General features: G+C 66.2%; 17 protein-coding genes. 7 read left to right on the top strand and 10 right to left on the bottom strand.

From position 1 onward, the window contains the following. Positions 1-77: 77 nt before the first annotated feature. Complete coding sequence (miaA, locus tag MKD50_RS06070) at positions 78-1,046, bottom strand: tRNA (adenosine(37)-N6)-dimethylallyltransferase MiaA (RefSeq protein WP_252666655.1); 969 nt, start codon at positions 1,044-1,046, stop codon at positions 78-80. 32 nt (positions 1,047-1,078) lie between these two features. Next, entirely contained in the window at positions 1,079-3,061 is a 1,983-nt protein-coding gene (mutL, locus tag MKD50_RS06065) for a DNA mismatch repair endonuclease MutL (RefSeq protein ID WP_252666654.1), read from the bottom strand. A 165-nt stretch (positions 3,062-3,226) separates the two neighbouring features. Here mutL and MKD50_RS06060 point away from each other — a divergent pair, with 165 nt between their 5' ends. Then, the gene (locus tag MKD50_RS06060; protein ID WP_240072573.1) at positions 3,227-3,880 is read left to right on the top strand and encodes a VTT domain-containing protein; all 654 of its coding nucleotides are present in this window, start codon (positions 3,227-3,229) and stop codon (positions 3,878-3,880) included. A gap of 20 nt (positions 3,881-3,900) precedes the next feature. On the opposite strand, the gene MKD50_RS06055 is transcribed toward MKD50_RS06060, so the two are convergent. Both MKD50_RS06055 and murJ read right to left on the bottom strand, forming a co-directional pair. Continuing rightward, the gene (locus tag MKD50_RS06055) at positions 3,901-4,749 is read right to left on the bottom strand and encodes a SirB1 family protein (protein ID WP_062801644.1); all 849 of its coding nucleotides are present in this window, start codon (positions 4,747-4,749) and stop codon (positions 3,901-3,903) included. 91 nt (positions 4,750-4,840) lie between these two features. Next, positions 4,841-6,391: a murein biosynthesis integral membrane protein MurJ gene (gene murJ / locus MKD50_RS06050; protein ID WP_240072572.1), complete on the bottom strand. Its 1,551-nt coding sequence runs from the start codon at positions 6,389-6,391 to the stop codon at positions 4,841-4,843. 321 nt (positions 6,392-6,712) lie between these two features. On the opposite strand from murJ, the gene rpsT reads away from it, so the two are divergent. Further along, positions 6,713-6,979 carry a 30S ribosomal protein S20 gene (gene rpsT / locus MKD50_RS06045; protein WP_115704584.1) on the top strand — a complete coding sequence of 89 codons (267 nt, stop codon included), beginning with the start codon at positions 6,713-6,715 and terminating at the stop codon, positions 6,977-6,979. A 116-nt stretch (positions 6,980-7,095) separates the two neighbouring features. On the opposite strand, the gene MKD50_RS06040 is transcribed toward rpsT, so the two are convergent. Continuing rightward, positions 7,096-7,395, bottom strand: a complete 300-nt coding sequence (locus MKD50_RS06040) for a DUF3579 domain-containing protein (protein ID WP_012353767.1) — start codon at positions 7,393-7,395, stop codon at positions 7,096-7,098. Positions 7,396-7,838: 443 nt separating this feature from the next. On the opposite strand from MKD50_RS06040, the gene argF reads away from it, so the two are divergent. Together argF and ppnP are read left to right on the top strand one after the other, a co-directional pair. Next, positions 7,839-8,762, top strand: coding sequence for an ornithine carbamoyltransferase (gene argF / locus MKD50_RS06035; RefSeq protein WP_111519233.1), 924 nt, complete (start codon positions 7,839-7,841; stop codon positions 8,760-8,762). Positions 8,763-8,841: 79 nt separating this feature from the next. Beyond that, a complete protein-coding gene (gene ppnP / locus MKD50_RS06030; RefSeq protein ID WP_115704583.1) occupies positions 8,842-9,153 on the top strand; it encodes a pyrimidine/purine nucleoside phosphorylase in 312 nt (103 codons plus the stop codon). Positions 9,154-9,186: 33 nt separating this feature from the next. Here the strand turns inward: ppnP and murB are convergent, their stop codons facing one another. After that, positions 9,187-10,206, bottom strand: a complete 1,020-nt coding sequence (gene murB / locus MKD50_RS06025) for a UDP-N-acetylmuramate dehydrogenase (protein ID WP_252666653.1) — start codon at positions 10,204-10,206, stop codon at positions 9,187-9,189. A gap of 123 nt (positions 10,207-10,329) precedes the next feature. Here murB and MKD50_RS06020 point away from each other — a divergent pair, with 123 nt between their 5' ends. Further along, positions 10,330-10,815 carry a YajQ family cyclic di-GMP-binding protein gene (locus tag MKD50_RS06020; protein ID WP_012353763.1) on the top strand — a complete coding sequence of 162 codons (486 nt, stop codon included), beginning with the start codon at positions 10,330-10,332 and terminating at the stop codon, positions 10,813-10,815. Positions 10,816-10,862: 47 nt separating this feature from the next. Here MKD50_RS06020 and MKD50_RS06015 read toward each other — a convergent pair whose 3' ends face one another. From MKD50_RS06015 to MKD50_RS06005, 3 genes are all read right to left on the bottom strand, one after another. Continuing rightward, entirely contained in the window at positions 10,863-11,315 is a 453-nt protein-coding gene (locus MKD50_RS06015; RefSeq protein ID WP_252666652.1) for a DUF192 domain-containing protein, read from the bottom strand. 174 nt (positions 11,316-11,489) lie between these two features. After that, entirely contained in the window at positions 11,490-11,690 is a 201-nt protein-coding gene (locus MKD50_RS06010; RefSeq protein WP_115704580.1) for a hypothetical protein, read from the bottom strand. A gap of 107 nt (positions 11,691-11,797) precedes the next feature. Continuing rightward, positions 11,798-12,460, bottom strand: coding sequence for a pseudouridine synthase (locus MKD50_RS06005; RefSeq protein ID WP_252666651.1), 663 nt, complete (start codon positions 12,458-12,460; stop codon positions 11,798-11,800). A 277-nt stretch (positions 12,461-12,737) separates the two neighbouring features. Here MKD50_RS06005 and icd point away from each other — a divergent pair, with 277 nt between their 5' ends. After that, positions 12,738-13,988, top strand: a complete 1,251-nt coding sequence (gene icd, locus MKD50_RS06000; RefSeq protein WP_112774326.1) for an NADP-dependent isocitrate dehydrogenase — start codon at positions 12,738-12,740, stop codon at positions 13,986-13,988. Positions 13,989-14,127: 139 nt separating this feature from the next. Further along, entirely contained in the window at positions 14,128-14,589 is a 462-nt protein-coding gene (locus MKD50_RS05995) for a VOC family protein (protein WP_252666650.1), read from the top strand. A gap of 235 nt (positions 14,590-14,824) precedes the next feature. On the opposite strand, the gene MKD50_RS05990 is transcribed toward MKD50_RS05995, so the two are convergent. Beyond that, positions 14,825-15,031: a cold-shock protein gene (locus tag MKD50_RS05990; protein ID WP_012353757.1), complete on the bottom strand. Its 207-nt coding sequence runs from the start codon at positions 15,029-15,031 to the stop codon at positions 14,825-14,827. Positions 15,032-15,137: the final 106 nt, after the last annotated feature.

Here is a 15,137-nt window from a genome sequence, read left to right as displayed (position 1 = left end):
GGGTCGGCCTTGCGAGGTCAGGGATCGGCAATTATCGCCTGTCCGTCACTCGCCATGCCAGCCGGCATGGCACCGGATCAGTGGCCGAAATCCGCCAGCCTGCGCACCTGCTCGACATAATCGGGCGCCAGGCAATCGACCACCAGCCGCTCGGGCGTGCTGCGCAGCCAGGTCAGCTGGCGCTTGCACAGCTGGCGCGTGGCGGCGATGCCGCGCTCGCGCATGGTGGCAAAGTCGGCCTCGCCATCCAGGTATTCCCACACCTGGCGGTAACCGACGCAGCGGATCGACGGCAGCCCCGGATGCAGGTCGCCGCGCGCGCGCAGCCGTTTGACCTCTTCGATAAAGCCTTGCGCCAGCATGGCGTCATAGCGCCGGGCGATGCGGTCATGCAGCGCCAGCCGGTCCGACGGCTCCAGCGCGATCACGCGGTAGCGCTGGTCGGCCGCGCCGGCAAAGGTGCGGCCCTCGGCCTGGCGCGCCAGCAGCGCCGACATCGGCTGGCCGGACAGACGGTAAATCTCCAGCGCGCGTTGGATGCGCTGCGCATCATTGGGTGCCAGGCGCGCCGCGGTGACCGGGTCGACCTCGGCCAGCATCGCATGCAGGGCTGGCCAGCCGCGCTCGGCGGCGAGCTGGTCCAGCTCGGCGCGCAGCGCGGCGTCGGCCTGCGGCAGGTCGTTGAGACCCTGCGTCAGCGCCTTGTAATAGAGCATGGTGCCGCCGACGATCAGCGGCACGTGGCCGCGCGCGCGGATCTGCGCGATGAGGCCTTCGGCGTCGGCGACAAACTGCGCGGCCGAGTAGCTGTCGGCCGGGTCGATGATGTCGATCAGGTGATGCGGCGCCGCGGCCAGTTCGTCGCGCGTGGGCTTGGCGGTGCCGATATCCATCTCGCGGTACACCAGCGCCGAGTCCAGGCTGATGATCTCCACCGGCGCGTCGGCCGCCAGCGCCAGCGCGGCGGCGGTCTTGCCCGACGCGGTAGGGCCGAGCAGGCAGACCACGGGCGGGTACGAGGCGGAATCGTGGGGTACGGCGGACATCGAAAACCTTGGATCAAAAGATGCGAGCGCGCTTATTGCCCGCGCAGGAACAGCCGGTCGAGCTCGGTCACGGTCAGCTGCACCCAGGTGGGCCGGCCGTGGTTGCACTGGTCGGCGCGCTCGGTCTGCTCCATCTGACGCAGCAGCGCGTTCATTTCCTCGACCGTGAGCTTGCGGTTGGCGCGCACCGCGCTGTGGCAGGCGAGCGTGGCGAGCAGTTCGTTGCGGCGCTCGGCCAGCACGCGCGAGCCGCCGTAAGCGTACAAGTCGCGCAGCACGTCGCGCGCCAGCGCCTCGGCATCGGCCTGCTGCAGCAGCGCCGGCACCGCGCGCACCGCCAGCGTGGTTGGCGACACCGGGGCGATATCGAAGCCCAGCAGCGTCAGCGTCTGCTGGTGTTCTTCGGCCACGCCGATCTCGACCGGGCTGGCCGGCAGCGTCACCGGGAGCAGCAGCGGCTGCACCGCCAGCTCGCGCGCGTCCAGTGCGGTTTTGATCTGCTCGTAGAGGATGCGCTCGTGCGCCGCGTGCATGTCGACCAGCACCAGCCCGCGCGCATTCTGCGCCAGCACGTAGATCCCGTGCAGCTGGGCAATGGCATAGCCGAGCGGGTGTTCGTCAGGAGCGCCGGTCTCGTCGGACTGCGCCGCCGGCGGTAGCCGGTCCAGCAGGCCGGGCGGATCGCCGGCGCGCGCCGACTGGACCTCGGCCAGCCATGCCGGCGGTTGCACCGACGCGCCGGCCCAGCCGCCGGAGAGCGTTGCGGGCGCGCCGTAGGGGCGTGCCGCCGGGCCGGTGGCCTCGCGCACCATGCCCAGGTAGGCCTGGCGCGGCTGGGCGATGCCCAGCTCGGTCTGCCGGGCCGCGGAATAGTTGATCCACTGGCCCGGACCGCCGGCGCCAGGCCGCGCTGCGGCCGCCGGCGTCGCGGCGCCCGGCGGCAGCGTGATTTCGCCGTCGGCATCGGTATGCAGGCTGTCGCCGTTGGCGCCGGCCTGGCGAGCCAGGCAGCGCTGCACCGCGTGGTAGACAAACTGGTGCACGGCGCGCGATTCGCGGAAGCGCACCTCGATCTTGGACGGATGCACGTTGACGTCGACCATCTCCGGCGGCAGGTCCAGGCACAGCACGTACGACGGGAAGCGGTCGCCGTGCAGCACGTCCTGGTAGGCGCTGCGCACCGCATGGTTGAGCAGCTTGTCGCGCACGAAGCGGCCGTTGACAAAGAAGTACTGCTGGTCCGGCCGCCCGCGCGAAGCGGTGGGCAGTCCGGCAAAGCCGTACAGGCTCAGGGAGTCGGCGTGCTCGTCCAGCGCCAGCCGGGCGCGGGCGAAGTCGGTGCCCAGCACCTGCGCCGTGCGCGCGGCAACGTCGCCGGCATTCCAGTGCTCCAGCGGCTTGCCGTTGTGGTGGACCGAGATGGTCACGTCCGGCCGCGCCAGCGCCACGCGCCGGACCATCTCCAGGCAGTGGCCCAGCTCGGTTTGTTCGGTCTTGAGGAACTTTCTGCGCGCCGGCGTGTTGAAGTAGAGGTGCTGCACGTCGACGGTGGTGCCTATACCGCCGGACGCGGGTTGCAGCGCGCCGGAGTCGGCGCTGACCTGGGTAGCGTGGGCATCGGCCGCGGTGCGGCTGGTCAGCGACATCTGCGACACCGACGCGATCGAGGCCAGCGCCTCGCCGCGGAAGCCGAGGGTCAGCACCGATTCGAGTTCGTCGAGCGAGGCGATCTTGCTGGTGGCGTGCCGCATCAGTGCCACCGGCAGCTCGGCGGCAGGAATGCCGCAGCCGTTGTCGGTGATGACGATGCGCCGCACGCCGCCTTCCTCCAGGCGGATGCCGAGCTGCGTGGCGCCGGCATCGAGCGCGTTTTCCAGCAGTTCCTTGACCACGGACGCCGGCCGTTCGACCACTTCGCCGGCGGCGATCTGGCTGATGAGCTGGTCCGGCAGCGGCCGGATCGGGCGCGGCTGCTGGGTGGTGCGCAAGGCAGTGCTGGAAGGGGAGGCTGGCATCCGGCGATTATACGTGGACGTTCCCCCACGCAGACGGGTTGCCGAGGTGGGGGAAAGGCGCCGCCGCTCTTGTATGATTCAGGCGATGGCGGCGCGGATCCGAGATCGGCGCCGCATGGGAATAAACCGTCAAACCACCACACGGGGAACGACTTGGATCTCGCTTTGCAGCTCATCGACATGCTGGTGCATGTCGACAAATACCTCGGCACGGTCATCGACCAGTACGGCCACTGGGTCTATGCCATCCTGTTCCTGATCGTTTTTGCCGAGACCGGGCTGGTGGTGGTGCCGTTCCTGCCGGGCGACTCGCTGCTGTTTATCGCCGGCGCCTTCTGCGCGACCGGCGCCATGAACGAATGGGTGCTGATAGGCCTGCTGCTGGTGGCGGCAATTTCCGGCAATACCGTCAACTACATGGTGGGCAACTGGATCGGGCCCAAGGTATTCGACCACCAGTGGCGCTTCCTGGACCAGGATGCCTTGCGCCGCACTCATGACTTCTATGAGCGGCACGGCGGCAAGACCCTGGTGATGGCGCGCTTCGTGCCGATCGTGCGCACCTTCGCGCCGTTCGTCGCCGGGGTGTCGCAAATGACCTTCGCACGCTTCCAGATGTTCAACGTGATCGGCGCCGTGGCATGGGTGGTCGGCCTGGTGTTTGCCGGCTACTTCTTCGGCAATCTGCCGTTCATCCGCCAGTACCTGAACCTGATCGTACTGGCCGGCATCGGCGCGGCCGTGGTGCCGCTGGTGCTGGGCGGGCTGTGGAAGCTGGTGCGCGGCAACCGCCGCCGGCCTACGCGCGTCGAGCGCTGAGCCGCCCCGGTTGAGCAGCCTCAGCTGAGGCTGCGGCTCATCATCCGCAGCGCGGGCATGCGCTCGCGGATCTGGCCGATATCGGCGGCGTCGGGGCGGGCCTGGACATAGGCTTCCAGGTCGGCCAGCGCGGGGCGGAAGCACTCCAGGTTGGCATAGGCCAGGCCCCGGTCGCGCACTTCTTCGATGGATCCCGGCAGCAGGATCACCAGCCGGTTCTGCACCGCCAGCAGCCGCTGCCAGCGCGATTCCTGCAGATAGATCGCCTTCAGGTTACGCAGCATGCGCGCGATGATCTCGCGGTGGCTGGCCGCGCGCAGGAACAGGCCCAGCGGCACCTGGCTGGCATCGCTGATGCCCTCGCGCTCCAGGTAGGGGTCCAGCATTTCCTGCAACTGTTCCTTCGACAGGGTTTCGCCGGTGAGGGGGTCAAGTATCACCTCACCGGCGGGGATCGTCATGCGCAGCAGGAAATGGTTGGGAAACGACACCCCCTTGAGCGGCAGGCCGATCTGCTGGCCCAGTTCCATATGCAGCACCGCGAGCGAGATCGGGATGCCGCGGCGCTGGCGCAGCACCACGTTCAGGTAGGAGTTGTCGGGGTCGTAGTAGTCGTTCGCGTTGGCGCCGAAGCCGAGATCGCGGTAGAAGAAATGGTTCAGCAGCCGCAGCCGCTGGATCGCGGGGGTGCCTTCGGCAATCCGGCGCTTCAGCCGCAGGGCCAGCACGTCAAGCGCCGCCAGCTCGCCTTGCAGGTCCAGGTCGGGATAGGCGTCCTGCGCGATGGAGAGCGCGGTTTCGGTCAGCGGGATGCCGTTTTCGTCGGCCACGAGGCTGGCGAAATAATCCAGGACTTTGGTGGATGTCATGTCGGTTTCCCGGTGCAGCCGCCGGCACCGCGCGCAGCGTGGGTCACCAATGCCAGGCGCTCAGCCGGCAATGGCAGTTGCCGCTGACCCATCAGCCGGCCCGGCGCCTGAAGGCAGAGTAGCGCAGTCCCATGAGCCACAGTGTACCGAAGTAGACCACCGCTGCAAGTACCAGGCACGAAGCCAGCAGCGCGATGCGCAGCAGCGGCGTCGCGCCCAGGCCGATCCAGTCGAAGTTGCGCGCGAACCAGAGCAGCATGCCCGACAGCAGCAGCACCGAAGCGCTCAGCTGCGCCAGGAACAGCCACCAGCCCGGCGCCGGGCGGTACAGGCCGCGCCGGCGCAAGCCGTAGAACAGCAGCAGCGCGTTGAGCGTGGCCCCGGCGCTGATCGACAGCGCCAGCCCGGCATGGCCGATCCACGGCACGAACGCCACGTTGCAGGCCTGCGTGATCACCAGCACCAGCAGCGCGATCTTGACCGGCGTGCGGATATCCTGCCGCGCATAGAAGCCCGGCGCGAGGATCTTGATCGAAATCAGCCCCATCAGGCCCACGCCGTACGAGACCAGCGCCTGGCGCGTCATCTCGACTGCATGGGCGTCGAACTTGCCATAGTTGAACAGCACCGCGGTCAGCGGCGCGCCGAACACGAACAGCCCGACCGCGCACGGCACGGCCAGCAGGAAGGTCAGGCGCAGGCCCCAGTCGAGCAGGCTCGAGTACTCGGCATGGTCGCCCGAGGCGTTGGCCCTTGACAGGCTTGGCAGCAGGATCGTCCCCAGCGCGACACCCAGCAGCGCGGTCGGGAATTCCATCAGCCGGTCGGCATAGGTCAGGTACGAAACACTGCCCGCCGCCAGCCGCGAGGCGATATTGGTATTGATGATCTGGCTGACCTGCGCCACCGACACCGCCAGCAGCGCCGGACCCATCTGGCGCAGGATGCGGCGCACGCCCGGATCCGACCACGCCGCGCGCAGGTTGAAGCGGATGCGCGGCATCACCCCCAGGCGCCGCAGCGCCGGCACCTGGATCGCCAGCTGCAGCACGCCGCCGACCAGCACGCCCCAGGCCTGCGCGTAGATCGGCTGCTCCATGTGCGGGCCGACGAACAGCGCCGCCACGATCAGGCACAGGTTGAGCAGCACCGGCGTAAAGGCCGGCACCGCGAACTTGCGCCAGGTATTGAGGATGCCCGACGCCAGCGCCACCAGCGAGATCAGCCCGATATACGGGAACATCACCCGCGTCATGAACACGGCCGCGGTATAGGTATCAGCCTGCCCGCGAAAACCCGTGGCGACCACCGTCATCACCAGCGGCGCGCCGATCACGCCCAGCAGCGACACGGCCATCAGCACCCAGGTCATCACGGTGGCGACGGCGTCGATCAAAGCCTTGGTCGGAGCGTCGCCGCGCTTGGTATGGTATTCGCCCAGGATCGGCACGAAGGCCTGCGAGAACGCGCCTTCGCCGAAGATGCGGCGCAACAGGTTGGGGATGCGGAAGGCCACGTTGAACGCGTCGGTCATGTCCGACGCGCCGAAGGCGCGGGCGATCAGGATCTCGCGCACCAGGCCGGTGATGCGCGAGAGCATCGTCAGGCTGCTGATGGTGGCGAGCGCTTTGAGCAGGTTCAAGATGCGGACGGGTGCGGGAACGGTGGGACGGTGCTGTCGGCACCGCGACTTGTTGAGACGCGGGTTCGGGCAGTAAAGTTGCCGGCGCGCCACGTGGCCCGGCACAATGTGGCGCTTATTATACGGATCACGCCCCAAGGCCCCGGCCTGCGCCGGCAAAGTCCCGGCGGTCTTGTCACATGCACCGGCATCTGTGTATAATCGCCGATTCACAAGGACAGTTGCGTTCCGGATTCGTGTGTCAGTGCATCCCGGGTCGCTCGATATGACTTAATTGTTGTGTCCCCCGCGGCACGCATCTGAATTCAGGATATTTTTTACATGGCAAATTCCGCACAAGCCCGCAAGCGCGCCCGCCAGGCCGTTGCCCAGAACGCTCACAACTCCAGCCTGCGTTCGCGTCTGCGCACCGCCGTCAAGGCCGTCCGCAAGGCCATCGACGCCGGCGACAAGGCCGCTGCCGCCGAGGTCTTCAAGAACTCGCAAATCGTGATCGACAGCATCGCCGACAAGAAGATCGTGCACAAGAACAAGGCTGCACGCCACAAGTCGCGCCTGTCGGCCGCCATCAAGGCCATGGCTGCCTGATAGCTGCCCGGGCCGCTTGTGCGGCCCAGCAGAGGCGGGTGTCCCCGGGCACGCCGCCAATAAAAAAGCTCGTCATCCGACGAGCTTTTTTGCTTTCCGGCGCCGCGCCGGCGCGCTTATTCGAGCGAGCAGGCTTCCACCAGCTGCAGGTTGTTGTCGCGGGCGAAGTTCAGCACGAAGTCCAGCGCCTTGGGCTCAATGTCGCGCAGGCGCACGTCCACCACCACGCATTTGACATTGCCGGCAAAGATCGGCCGCACGTACGGCGAGTAGGTCAGGCGCGGGTCGCCGCTGTCGCCTTCGGGTCGGAACTGCGCCATCACGCCGCACAGTCGTTCAGCCCAGTCGCTCGGGCGGAAGGTCTTGCCTTCCTTGGTAATGCCTTGGATAAAGTATTCGCGAACGTTGGGGTTCATGAGGCTGGACACTGCGGGTGAGGCGGATGACTCGACAGTAAGCCCGCTGGACGGGGGCGCCCGTTTGACGCGGCCGGGGCGCGATTGGTTCGCGCTGGTTCCAGCCGGAAGGCGGGGCGTCGGTGTCCTGCAGGGGCACTTTTGATGCCGGCGGCGGGCACTGGCATGGGTATGCCGGGCCCCGCGTGAATCAGCCAGTATTATATCTTATATAAGAGTTGCGCATAAGGACGAAATCCTGTCAGGAAGCTGTCAGCGCAACCGTGCGGCAGGCCGCGGCCGGGTTGATCCGGGCTCGCCAAAGCAGAAATAATCCCTTATGATCCTTGCAGTTAAATTGCGTATGCGACGCGAAAGGCGGCTCCGCGACGCGCTTCGATCATGAACAGTTTGCAAGAACAGTTCGTGACGGCGTGTCCCCACCGAGCCGCCTTCTTTGTTTTATGAGCTCAACCCCGATCAAGCATTACCTCCAGTTCAGCGACTTCACTCCCGACGAGTACGAGTACCTGCTGGACCGCGCGCGGATCCTGAAGGCCAAGTTCAAGAACTACGAGACCTGGCACCCGCTGCACGACCGCACGCTGGCCATGATCTTCGAGAAGAATTCCACGCGTACGCGCCTGTCGTTCGAAGCCGGCATCCACCAGTTGGGCGGCCACGCGGTGTTCCTGAACACGCGCGACTCGCAGCTGGGCCGCGGCGAGCCGATCGAGGATGCGGCACAGGTGATCTCGCGCATGGTCGACATCATCATGATCCGCACCTTCGGCCAGGACATCATCGACCGCTTCGCCGCGCATTCGCGCGTGCCGGTGATCAACGGCCTGACCAACGAATACCACCCGTGCCAGGTGCTGGCCGACGTCTTCACCTATATCGAGCAGCGGGGCAGCATCCGCGGCAAGACGGTGGCGTGGATCGGCGACGCCAATAACATGGCGTACACCTGGATCCAGGCCGCCGAGCGCCTGGGCTTCACCTTCCACTTCTCGGCACCGCCGGGCTACCAGCTGGACCCGGCCATGGTTCCGGCGTCCGCGTCCGGGCTGGTCAAGGTCTTCGACGACCCGCTCGCGGCCTGCCAGGGTGCCAGCCTGGTTACCACCGACGTGTGGACCAGCATGGGCTTCGAGGCCGAGAACGACGCCCGCAAGCGCGCCTTCAAGGACTGGATGGTCACTACCGCGATGATGGACCGCGCCGAGCCCGATGCGCTCTTCATGCATTGCCTGCCGGCGCACCGCGGCGAGGAAGTCGAGGCCGCCGTGATCGACGGCCCCAAGAGCGTGGTCTGGGACGAGGCGGAAAACCGCCTGCATGTGCAGAAGGCGCTGATGGAATACCTGCTCTGCGGCCGCTACTGAGCGCGCCCGGGGTGAACAGGAGAGGGGCCGTTGCGGCCCCTCTTTTTACGTCTTTCGCAAGACACCCAAGGAGATGGAAGTGAGCCAGTTCGACAACGTATCGGTCGTCAAGAAAGCCAACCTGTATTTCGACGGCAAGTGCGTGAGCCACACCGTGCTGTTCCCGGACGGCACCCGCAAGACGCTGGGCGTGATTTTCCCGGCATCGCTGACCTTCAACACCGGGGCGCCGGAAATCATGGAAATCAACGCCGGCAGCTGCCGCGTGCGCCTGGCCGGTTCGGAAGACTGGCAGACCTACGGCGCCGGCCAGCAGTTCAACGTGCCGGGCAACAGCAGCTTCGACATCGAAGTGCAGGAGACGCTGGACTACGTCTGTCACTTCGAGTAACAGGCGGCGGTCCAGCCGGACTGGCCCGCGGTGTTACAGCACCACCGGCTCGGGCTCGATGCGCACGCCGTAGCGCGCCTGCACGGTATCGGCGATGCGGTTGGCCAACTCCAGCAGCATCGCGCCGGTGCCGCCGCCGTGGTGCACCAGCACCAGTGCCTGCTTGCCATAGACACCCACCGGGCCGTCGCTCAGGCCCTTGAAGCCGCAGCGGTCGATCAGCCAGCCGGCCGCCAGCTTGTATGTGCCGTCTGGCTGCGCATAGCTGACCAGGTCAGGATGCGCCTGCAGCAAGGCGTCGCGCTGCGTGGCGCTGACCAGCGGATTCTTGAAGAAGCTGCCGGCATTGCCCAGCTGCGCGGGGTCGGGCAGCTTGCGCGAGCGGATCGCGACCACGGCGTCGCGGATGGTGGCCGCGTCCGGCGTGGCCCGGCCATTCAGTTCACGCGCCAGTTCGCCGTACGACAGCACCGGCTGCCATCCCTTCGGCAGGCGCAGCGTTACCGCGGTAATGATGTAGCGCCCGGCGCCGGCACGCTTGAACAGGCTGTCGCGGTAGCCGAACTCGCACGCTTGCAGGTCCAGCCAGACGAAGGTGCCGGTGTGCCGGTCATAGGCACGCACGCCGGCAAAGCGCTCGCGCAACTCCACCCCGTAGGCGCCGATGTTCTGGATCGGCGCCGCGCCGGCGGTGCCGGGGATCAGCGCCAGGTTTTCCAGCCCCGGCATGCCGTCGGCGATGGTGCGGTTGACCAGCGCGTGCCAGTTTTCGCCCGCGCCGGCGGTCACCAGCCACGCTTCGCCGCCCGCGCTGGTGGCTTCGACCTGGTAGCCCGGGATTTCCATCAACAGCACCAGTGCGTCGAGATCGCCGGTCAGCACGACATTGCTGCCGCCACCCAGTACCACCAGCGGCAAGCCCGCGGCGCGCGGGTCGGCCAGCGCCGTGATCAGGTCGGCCTCGCTGCGCACGGGCACGGCAAAGCGCGCGCGCGCATCGAATCCGAATGTATTGTGGCGACGCAGGGGATAGAATTCGTGGAAATCTGCCATGCAAGGGAAAGGTGACGCGGCCGCCGCTGGTGTGCGCGACCCGGAACTGCGAGGTAGGCTGGATTATACGGAAGGCGCCGTGCGCGGCTGGCTTCCGGGCATACGGATCACAAGGAGAATGCAATGCCGTCGTTTGACGTAGTGTGCGAAGCGAATATGGTCGAGGTGAAGAACGCCGTCGAGCAGGCCAACAAGGAAATCTCGACGCGCTTCGATTTCAAGGGCTCCGATGCCCGGGTAGAGCACAAGGAAAACGAGCTGACCGCCTTTGCCGACGATGATTTCAAGCTGGACCAGGTCAAGGACGTGCTGATCAGCAAGATGGCCAAGCGCAATGTCGACGTGCGCTTCCTGGATTACGGCAAGACCGAGAAAATCAGCGGCGACAAGGTAAAGCAGGTGATCACCATCAAGAAGGGCGTGACCGGCGACCTTTCCAAGAAGATCGTGCGCATGATCAAGGACAGCAAGATCAAGGTCCAGGCCAGCATCCAGGGCGACACGGTGCGGGTGTCGGGCACCAAGCGCGACGACCTGCAGAACGTGATCGCCATGCTGCGCAAGGATGTGTCCGAGGCACCGCTGGACTTCAACAACTTCCGCGACTGAGCAGCACCCGCGCCGGCTTCCGTGCCGGCGCCGCGCGCGGCCGCCCCTCAGCGCGGCTGCGGCAACCCCCCGATCTTCGCGCCGGCCTTGATGCCCTTCTGCGTGAACCAGCCCTGGTTCATTTCCAGCGCATAGCGGACCGCCGCCTTCGGGCAATGGTTGTTTTCGGTGCGCGGCGCCATGTCTTCGATATTGACGATGGTGCCGTCGTCGGCGAGGAACGCAATCGACAGCGGCAGCTCGGTATTGCGCATCCAGAAGCAGTGGCCCGCCTTCTGCTCGAACACGAACAGCATGCCGGCATTGGGCGCCATCGATTTCCGGTACATCAGACCTTGCTCGCGCGCGGCGGGCGTTGCGGCGACTTCAGCCTGGATCGCATACATGCCCGCGGTCAGCGGCGCCATCGGCAGCGCGCCTTGGGCGTTGGCAATGCCGCCCGCCAGTGTAGCGATCGCGAAGCAGCAGCTTGAGGTCAGGGTCTTCGACAACAGGGGCATGATGGTCAGTCCGGGAAGGCTCGGCGTCGGGCAGCCGCAAGCATAACGCAGGTTGCACGCGTGGCACGCCGCGCGCGGTGCAACCGCCACCAAACAAAAAAGGCAGGCGCCCTGGGGGCGGCCTGCCTTTCTTTCTGATGCCGGCGCACGGCCTGGCAGTGGCGTCAGCCCTGGTTACGCGGCCGGGGCTGCGGCAGCAGCGGTTTCCTTCTTCTTGCTGTGCTTCTTGTGGGTGGCCTTCTTCTTGGCGGTTTTCTTCGGGGCTTCCTTGGTGGCCGCGGCCGCGGGCGTGGCCGGCTCGGCAGGCGTAGTGGCCTGGGCGAAGGCGCCGGTGGCAAACAGGCCGACAACCAGTGCAGCGATCAGTTTTTTCATGGCGTATTACCTCGAAGGATAAGAACAGTCGGGAAAGTGGTGACGCGTGGTTGGACGTGTCCCCGACAAGAACGAGGCCGCTGTTGCCAGCGTTGACGGGCGATTTGTTAGCTTTTGTAACGCAAGCGCCGCTTGACGTCGTTCGCCTGTCTGGTCTTTGAGACATGAGTGCGCGGGGCTGGCGCCGCGCGTCCCGTGGTTGTCGACAGCGCAATGCCCGACTCCGCGAGTGGCACTTCGCGGCTTTGGCCGGGCGCAAGGCCGAGCGCGCGCAGGTCGAGCGCGCCGATTGCCACCCGGATCAGCCGCAGCGTCGGAAAGCCAACCGCCGCCGTCATGCGCCGGACCTGCCGGTTCTTGCCTTCCCGGATCTTCAGCTCCAGCCACGCGGTCGGGATGGCGGCGCGAAAGCGCACCGGCGGATGGCGCGGCCATAGCCAGTCGGGGGCTTCGATGGCGCGTACCGTCGCTGGTTGGGTCACGAAGTCGCCAAGATCGACCCCGGCGCGCAGGCGGGCGAGGGCGTCCGCGTCGGGAATGCCTTCGACCTGCGCCAGATAGGTTTTTTCGAGCTTGTGGCGCGGGTCGGCGATGCGCGCCTGCAGCGCGCCATCGTCAGTCAGCAGCAGCAAGCCCTCGCTGTCGGCATCGAGCCGGCCCGCCGGATAGACGCCAGGCACCGACACGCACGACGCCAGCGTTGGCCGCGTCGGGTGTTCCGAGAACTGGCTCATGGTGCCAAACGGCTTATTCAGGGCGATCAGGGTCATGGGGCGCAAGTATGCCGCAGCGGCGCGTGGGCGGGTCGGTCAGGTCGCCGGATCGGGGTCCTGCCCGATTGGCGGATGATGAAAAATTGCTGCATAATATAAAATTAGTCTTGTGTCTTATATAAGACTGAAGCCGATCAGGCATGGCGCCGGCATGATGCACGGCAGTATGGGCCGGGCCTCCAGGCCCGCTACAATGCACAGCGCCATCTCCCCGAATCTCGCCGTCCGGCCACGAACCGGCGGCAGTCACAACCGTTCCGTAACTGGAGACGTCATGTACCAACACATCAAGGTTCCGGCAGGCGAAAAGATCACGGTCAACCAGGACTTTTCGCTCAATGTCCCGGACAACCCGATCATTCCTTATATCGAAGGCGACGGTACGGGCCTCGATATCACCCCGGTGATGATCAAGGTGGTCGACGCGGCCGTGGCCAAGGCGTACGGCGGCAAGCGCAAGATCGCCTGGATGGAGATCTACGCCGGCGAGAAGTCGACCAAGGTCTACGGCCCGGACGTGTGGCTGCCGGATGAAACCCTGGACGTGCTGAAGGAATACGTGGTGTCGATCAAGGGTCCGCTGACCACGCCGGTCGGCGGCGGCATCCGCTCGCTCAACGTGGCGCTGCGCCAGCAGCTGGACCTTTATGTCTGCCTGCGCCCGGTACGCTACTTCAAGGGCGTGCCCTCACCCGTGCGCGAGCCGGAAAAGACCGATATGGTGATCTTCCGCGAGAACTCGGAAGACATTTACGCCGGCATCGAGTGGGCGGCCGAGAGCGACCAGGCCAAGAAGCTGATCGCGTTCCTGCAGAACGAGATGGGCGTGAAGAAGATCCGCTTCCCGGCGACCTCGGGCATCGGCGTCAAGCCGGTGTCGCGCGAGGGCACCGAGCGCCTGGTGCGCAAGGCGATCCAGTACGCGATCGACAACGACAAGCCGTCGGTGACGCTGGTGCACAAGGGCAACATCATGAAGTTCACCGAAGGTGGCTTCCGCGACTGGGGCTATGAGCTGGCACAGAAAGAATTCGGTGCCGAGCTGGTCGATGGCGGTCCGTGGTGCAAGTTCAAGAACCCGAAGACCGGCAAGGACATCGTGGTCAAGGATGCCATCGCAGACGCCTTCCTGCAGCAGATCCTGCTGCGCCCGGCCGAATACTCGGTGATCGCCACGCTGAACCTCAACGGCGACTACGTCTCCGACGCGCTGGCGGCACAGGTTGGCGGCATCGGCATCGCGCCGGGCGCCAACATGTCGGACTCGGTGGCGATGTTCGAAGCCACCCACGGCACCGCGCCGAAGTACGCCGGCAAGGATTACGTCAATCCGGGCTCGGAAATCCTGTCGGCCGAAATGATGCTGCGCCACATGGGCTGGACCGAGGCCGCCGACCTGATCATTGCGTCGATGGAGAAGTCGATCCTGTCCAAAAAGGTCACCTACGATTTCGCCCGCCTGCTGGAAGGCGCGACGCAGGTGTCGTGCTCGGGCTTCGGGCAGGTGATGATCGACAATATGTAAGCACAGACTCCCGCCAAGGCGGGCGTACTGTCGGCAAAACCCCGGTGCTGGTACCCAGTACCGGGGTTTTTTCTTGCCGGGCGCCGCGGCGTTGGCTAGAACTTCTGGACTGACGGGCATCCGGCCCGGGGAGACTGGCATGGACGATCCCTTCCGCCGCACCGCGTTCGGCGCGGCCCTGTTCTACAAGGATCCGCTGGCGGCGCTGGACTGGCTGGAGCGCGCGTTCGGGTTCGAGCGGGTCATGGTGATCCGCGACCAGCAGGGACAGCCGGTGCATTCCGAAATGCGTTTCGGCGACAGCTACCTGATGGTGGGCAGCGAGTGGGCCGACTTTACCGCCAGCCCGGCGTCGACCGGGGGCAAGAACACCCAGACCGTGCATGTGCATCTGCCCGACGGGCTCGACCAGCATTGCGAGCGGGCCCGGGCTGCCGGCGCCGCGATCCTGCGCGAGCCGCAGGACGAGTTCTATGGCGACCGGACCTACACCGCCCGCGATGCCGAGGGTCATGTCTGGACCTTCGGCCACACTGTGCGCAAGGTCACCAAGGAGGAGGCCGAACAGGCCAGCGGCCTGAAGATCGACGGCTGGACCTGAACCGGCGCGAGCAGGCGCTGCAAGGCTGGCCGCAAGGCCGGCCCAAAAACCAGAAAGCCCGGCGCCAGGCCGGGCTTTCGATCGGGTGTGCGTGCCGCTGATGCGAGCCGGTGCCCGCCGCGCCGCCCCTGGCGGCCAGCGGGGCGCTGGCATCGGTCCCGTCCCGGGGGAATCCCCCCACACCCTGGTGACCGCTCCGGTGGCTCTGCGGCCGGGGATGCGGTCGCGGCGCGCTTTAGCTGGCGTCCTGGATATTGGTGGCCTGCTTGCCCTTCGGGCCCTGGACCACCTCGAACGAGACGCGCTGGCCTTCCTTCAGCGTCTTGAAGCCCGCCATCTGGATTGCCGAAAAGTGCGCAAACAGTTCTTCTTCGCCCTCGTCCGGCTTGATGAACCCGAATCCCTTGGCGTCATTGAACCATTTGACGATACCGCTTGCCATATACTCCCCCAACGAAATAGCAGATTTTCAAGCGGGGAAGCTTGCCAGCCAGACGGCACGGACTGCGGCGCCATGGCTGGCCGCGTGCTGAGATGCGGCCGGCGAT

Origin of the sequence: Cupriavidus mimosae (genome assembly GCF_023952485.1) — a bacterium.
Lineage (GTDB): Bacteria > Pseudomonadota > Gammaproteobacteria > Burkholderiales > Burkholderiaceae > Cupriavidus > Cupriavidus taiwanensis_C.
This window is presented reverse-complemented; position numbering and strand designations above follow the sequence as displayed.

Bases quoted from the DNA above. Each gene is read 5' to 3' on its own strand.
- miaA (WP_252666655.1), bottom strand. From the start codon at position 1,046: ATGTCCGCCGTACCCCACGATTCCGCCTCGTACCCGCCCGTGGTCTGC.
- mutL (WP_252666654.1), bottom strand. From the start codon at position 3,061: ATGCCAGCCTCCCCTTCCAGCACTGCCTTGCGCACCACCCAGCAGCCG.
- MKD50_RS06055 (WP_062801644.1), bottom strand. From the start codon at position 4,749: ATGACATCCACCAAAGTCCTGGATTATTTCGCCAGCCTCGTGGCCGAC.
- rpsT (WP_115704584.1), top strand. From the start codon at position 6,713: ATGGCAAATTCCGCACAAGCCCGCAAGCGCGCCCGCCAGGCCGTTGCC.
- MKD50_RS06040 (WP_012353767.1), bottom strand. From the start codon at position 7,395: ATGAACCCCAACGTTCGCGAATACTTTATCCAAGGCATTACCAAGGAA.
- argF (WP_111519233.1), top strand. From the start codon at position 7,839: ATGAGCTCAACCCCGATCAAGCATTACCTCCAGTTCAGCGACTTCACT.
- murB (WP_252666653.1), bottom strand. From the start codon at position 10,206: ATGGCAGATTTCCACGAATTCTATCCCCTGCGTCGCCACAATACATTC.
- MKD50_RS06020 (WP_012353763.1), top strand. From the start codon at position 10,330: ATGCCGTCGTTTGACGTAGTGTGCGAAGCGAATATGGTCGAGGTGAAG.
- MKD50_RS06015 (WP_252666652.1), bottom strand. From the start codon at position 11,315: ATGCCCCTGTTGTCGAAGACCCTGACCTCAAGCTGCTGCTTCGCGATC.
- MKD50_RS06010 (WP_115704580.1), bottom strand. From the start codon at position 11,690: ATGAAAAAACTGATCGCTGCACTGGTTGTCGGCCTGTTTGCCACCGGC.
- MKD50_RS06005 (WP_252666651.1), bottom strand. From the start codon at position 12,460: ATGACCCTGATCGCCCTGAATAAGCCGTTTGGCACCATGAGCCAGTTC.
- icd (WP_112774326.1), top strand. From the start codon at position 12,738: ATGTACCAACACATCAAGGTTCCGGCAGGCGAAAAGATCACGGTCAAC.
- MKD50_RS05995 (WP_252666650.1), top strand. From the start codon at position 14,128: ATGGACGATCCCTTCCGCCGCACCGCGTTCGGCGCGGCCCTGTTCTAC.
- MKD50_RS05990 (WP_012353757.1), bottom strand. From the start codon at position 15,031: ATGGCAAGCGGTATCGTCAAATGGTTCAATGACGCCAAGGGATTCGGG.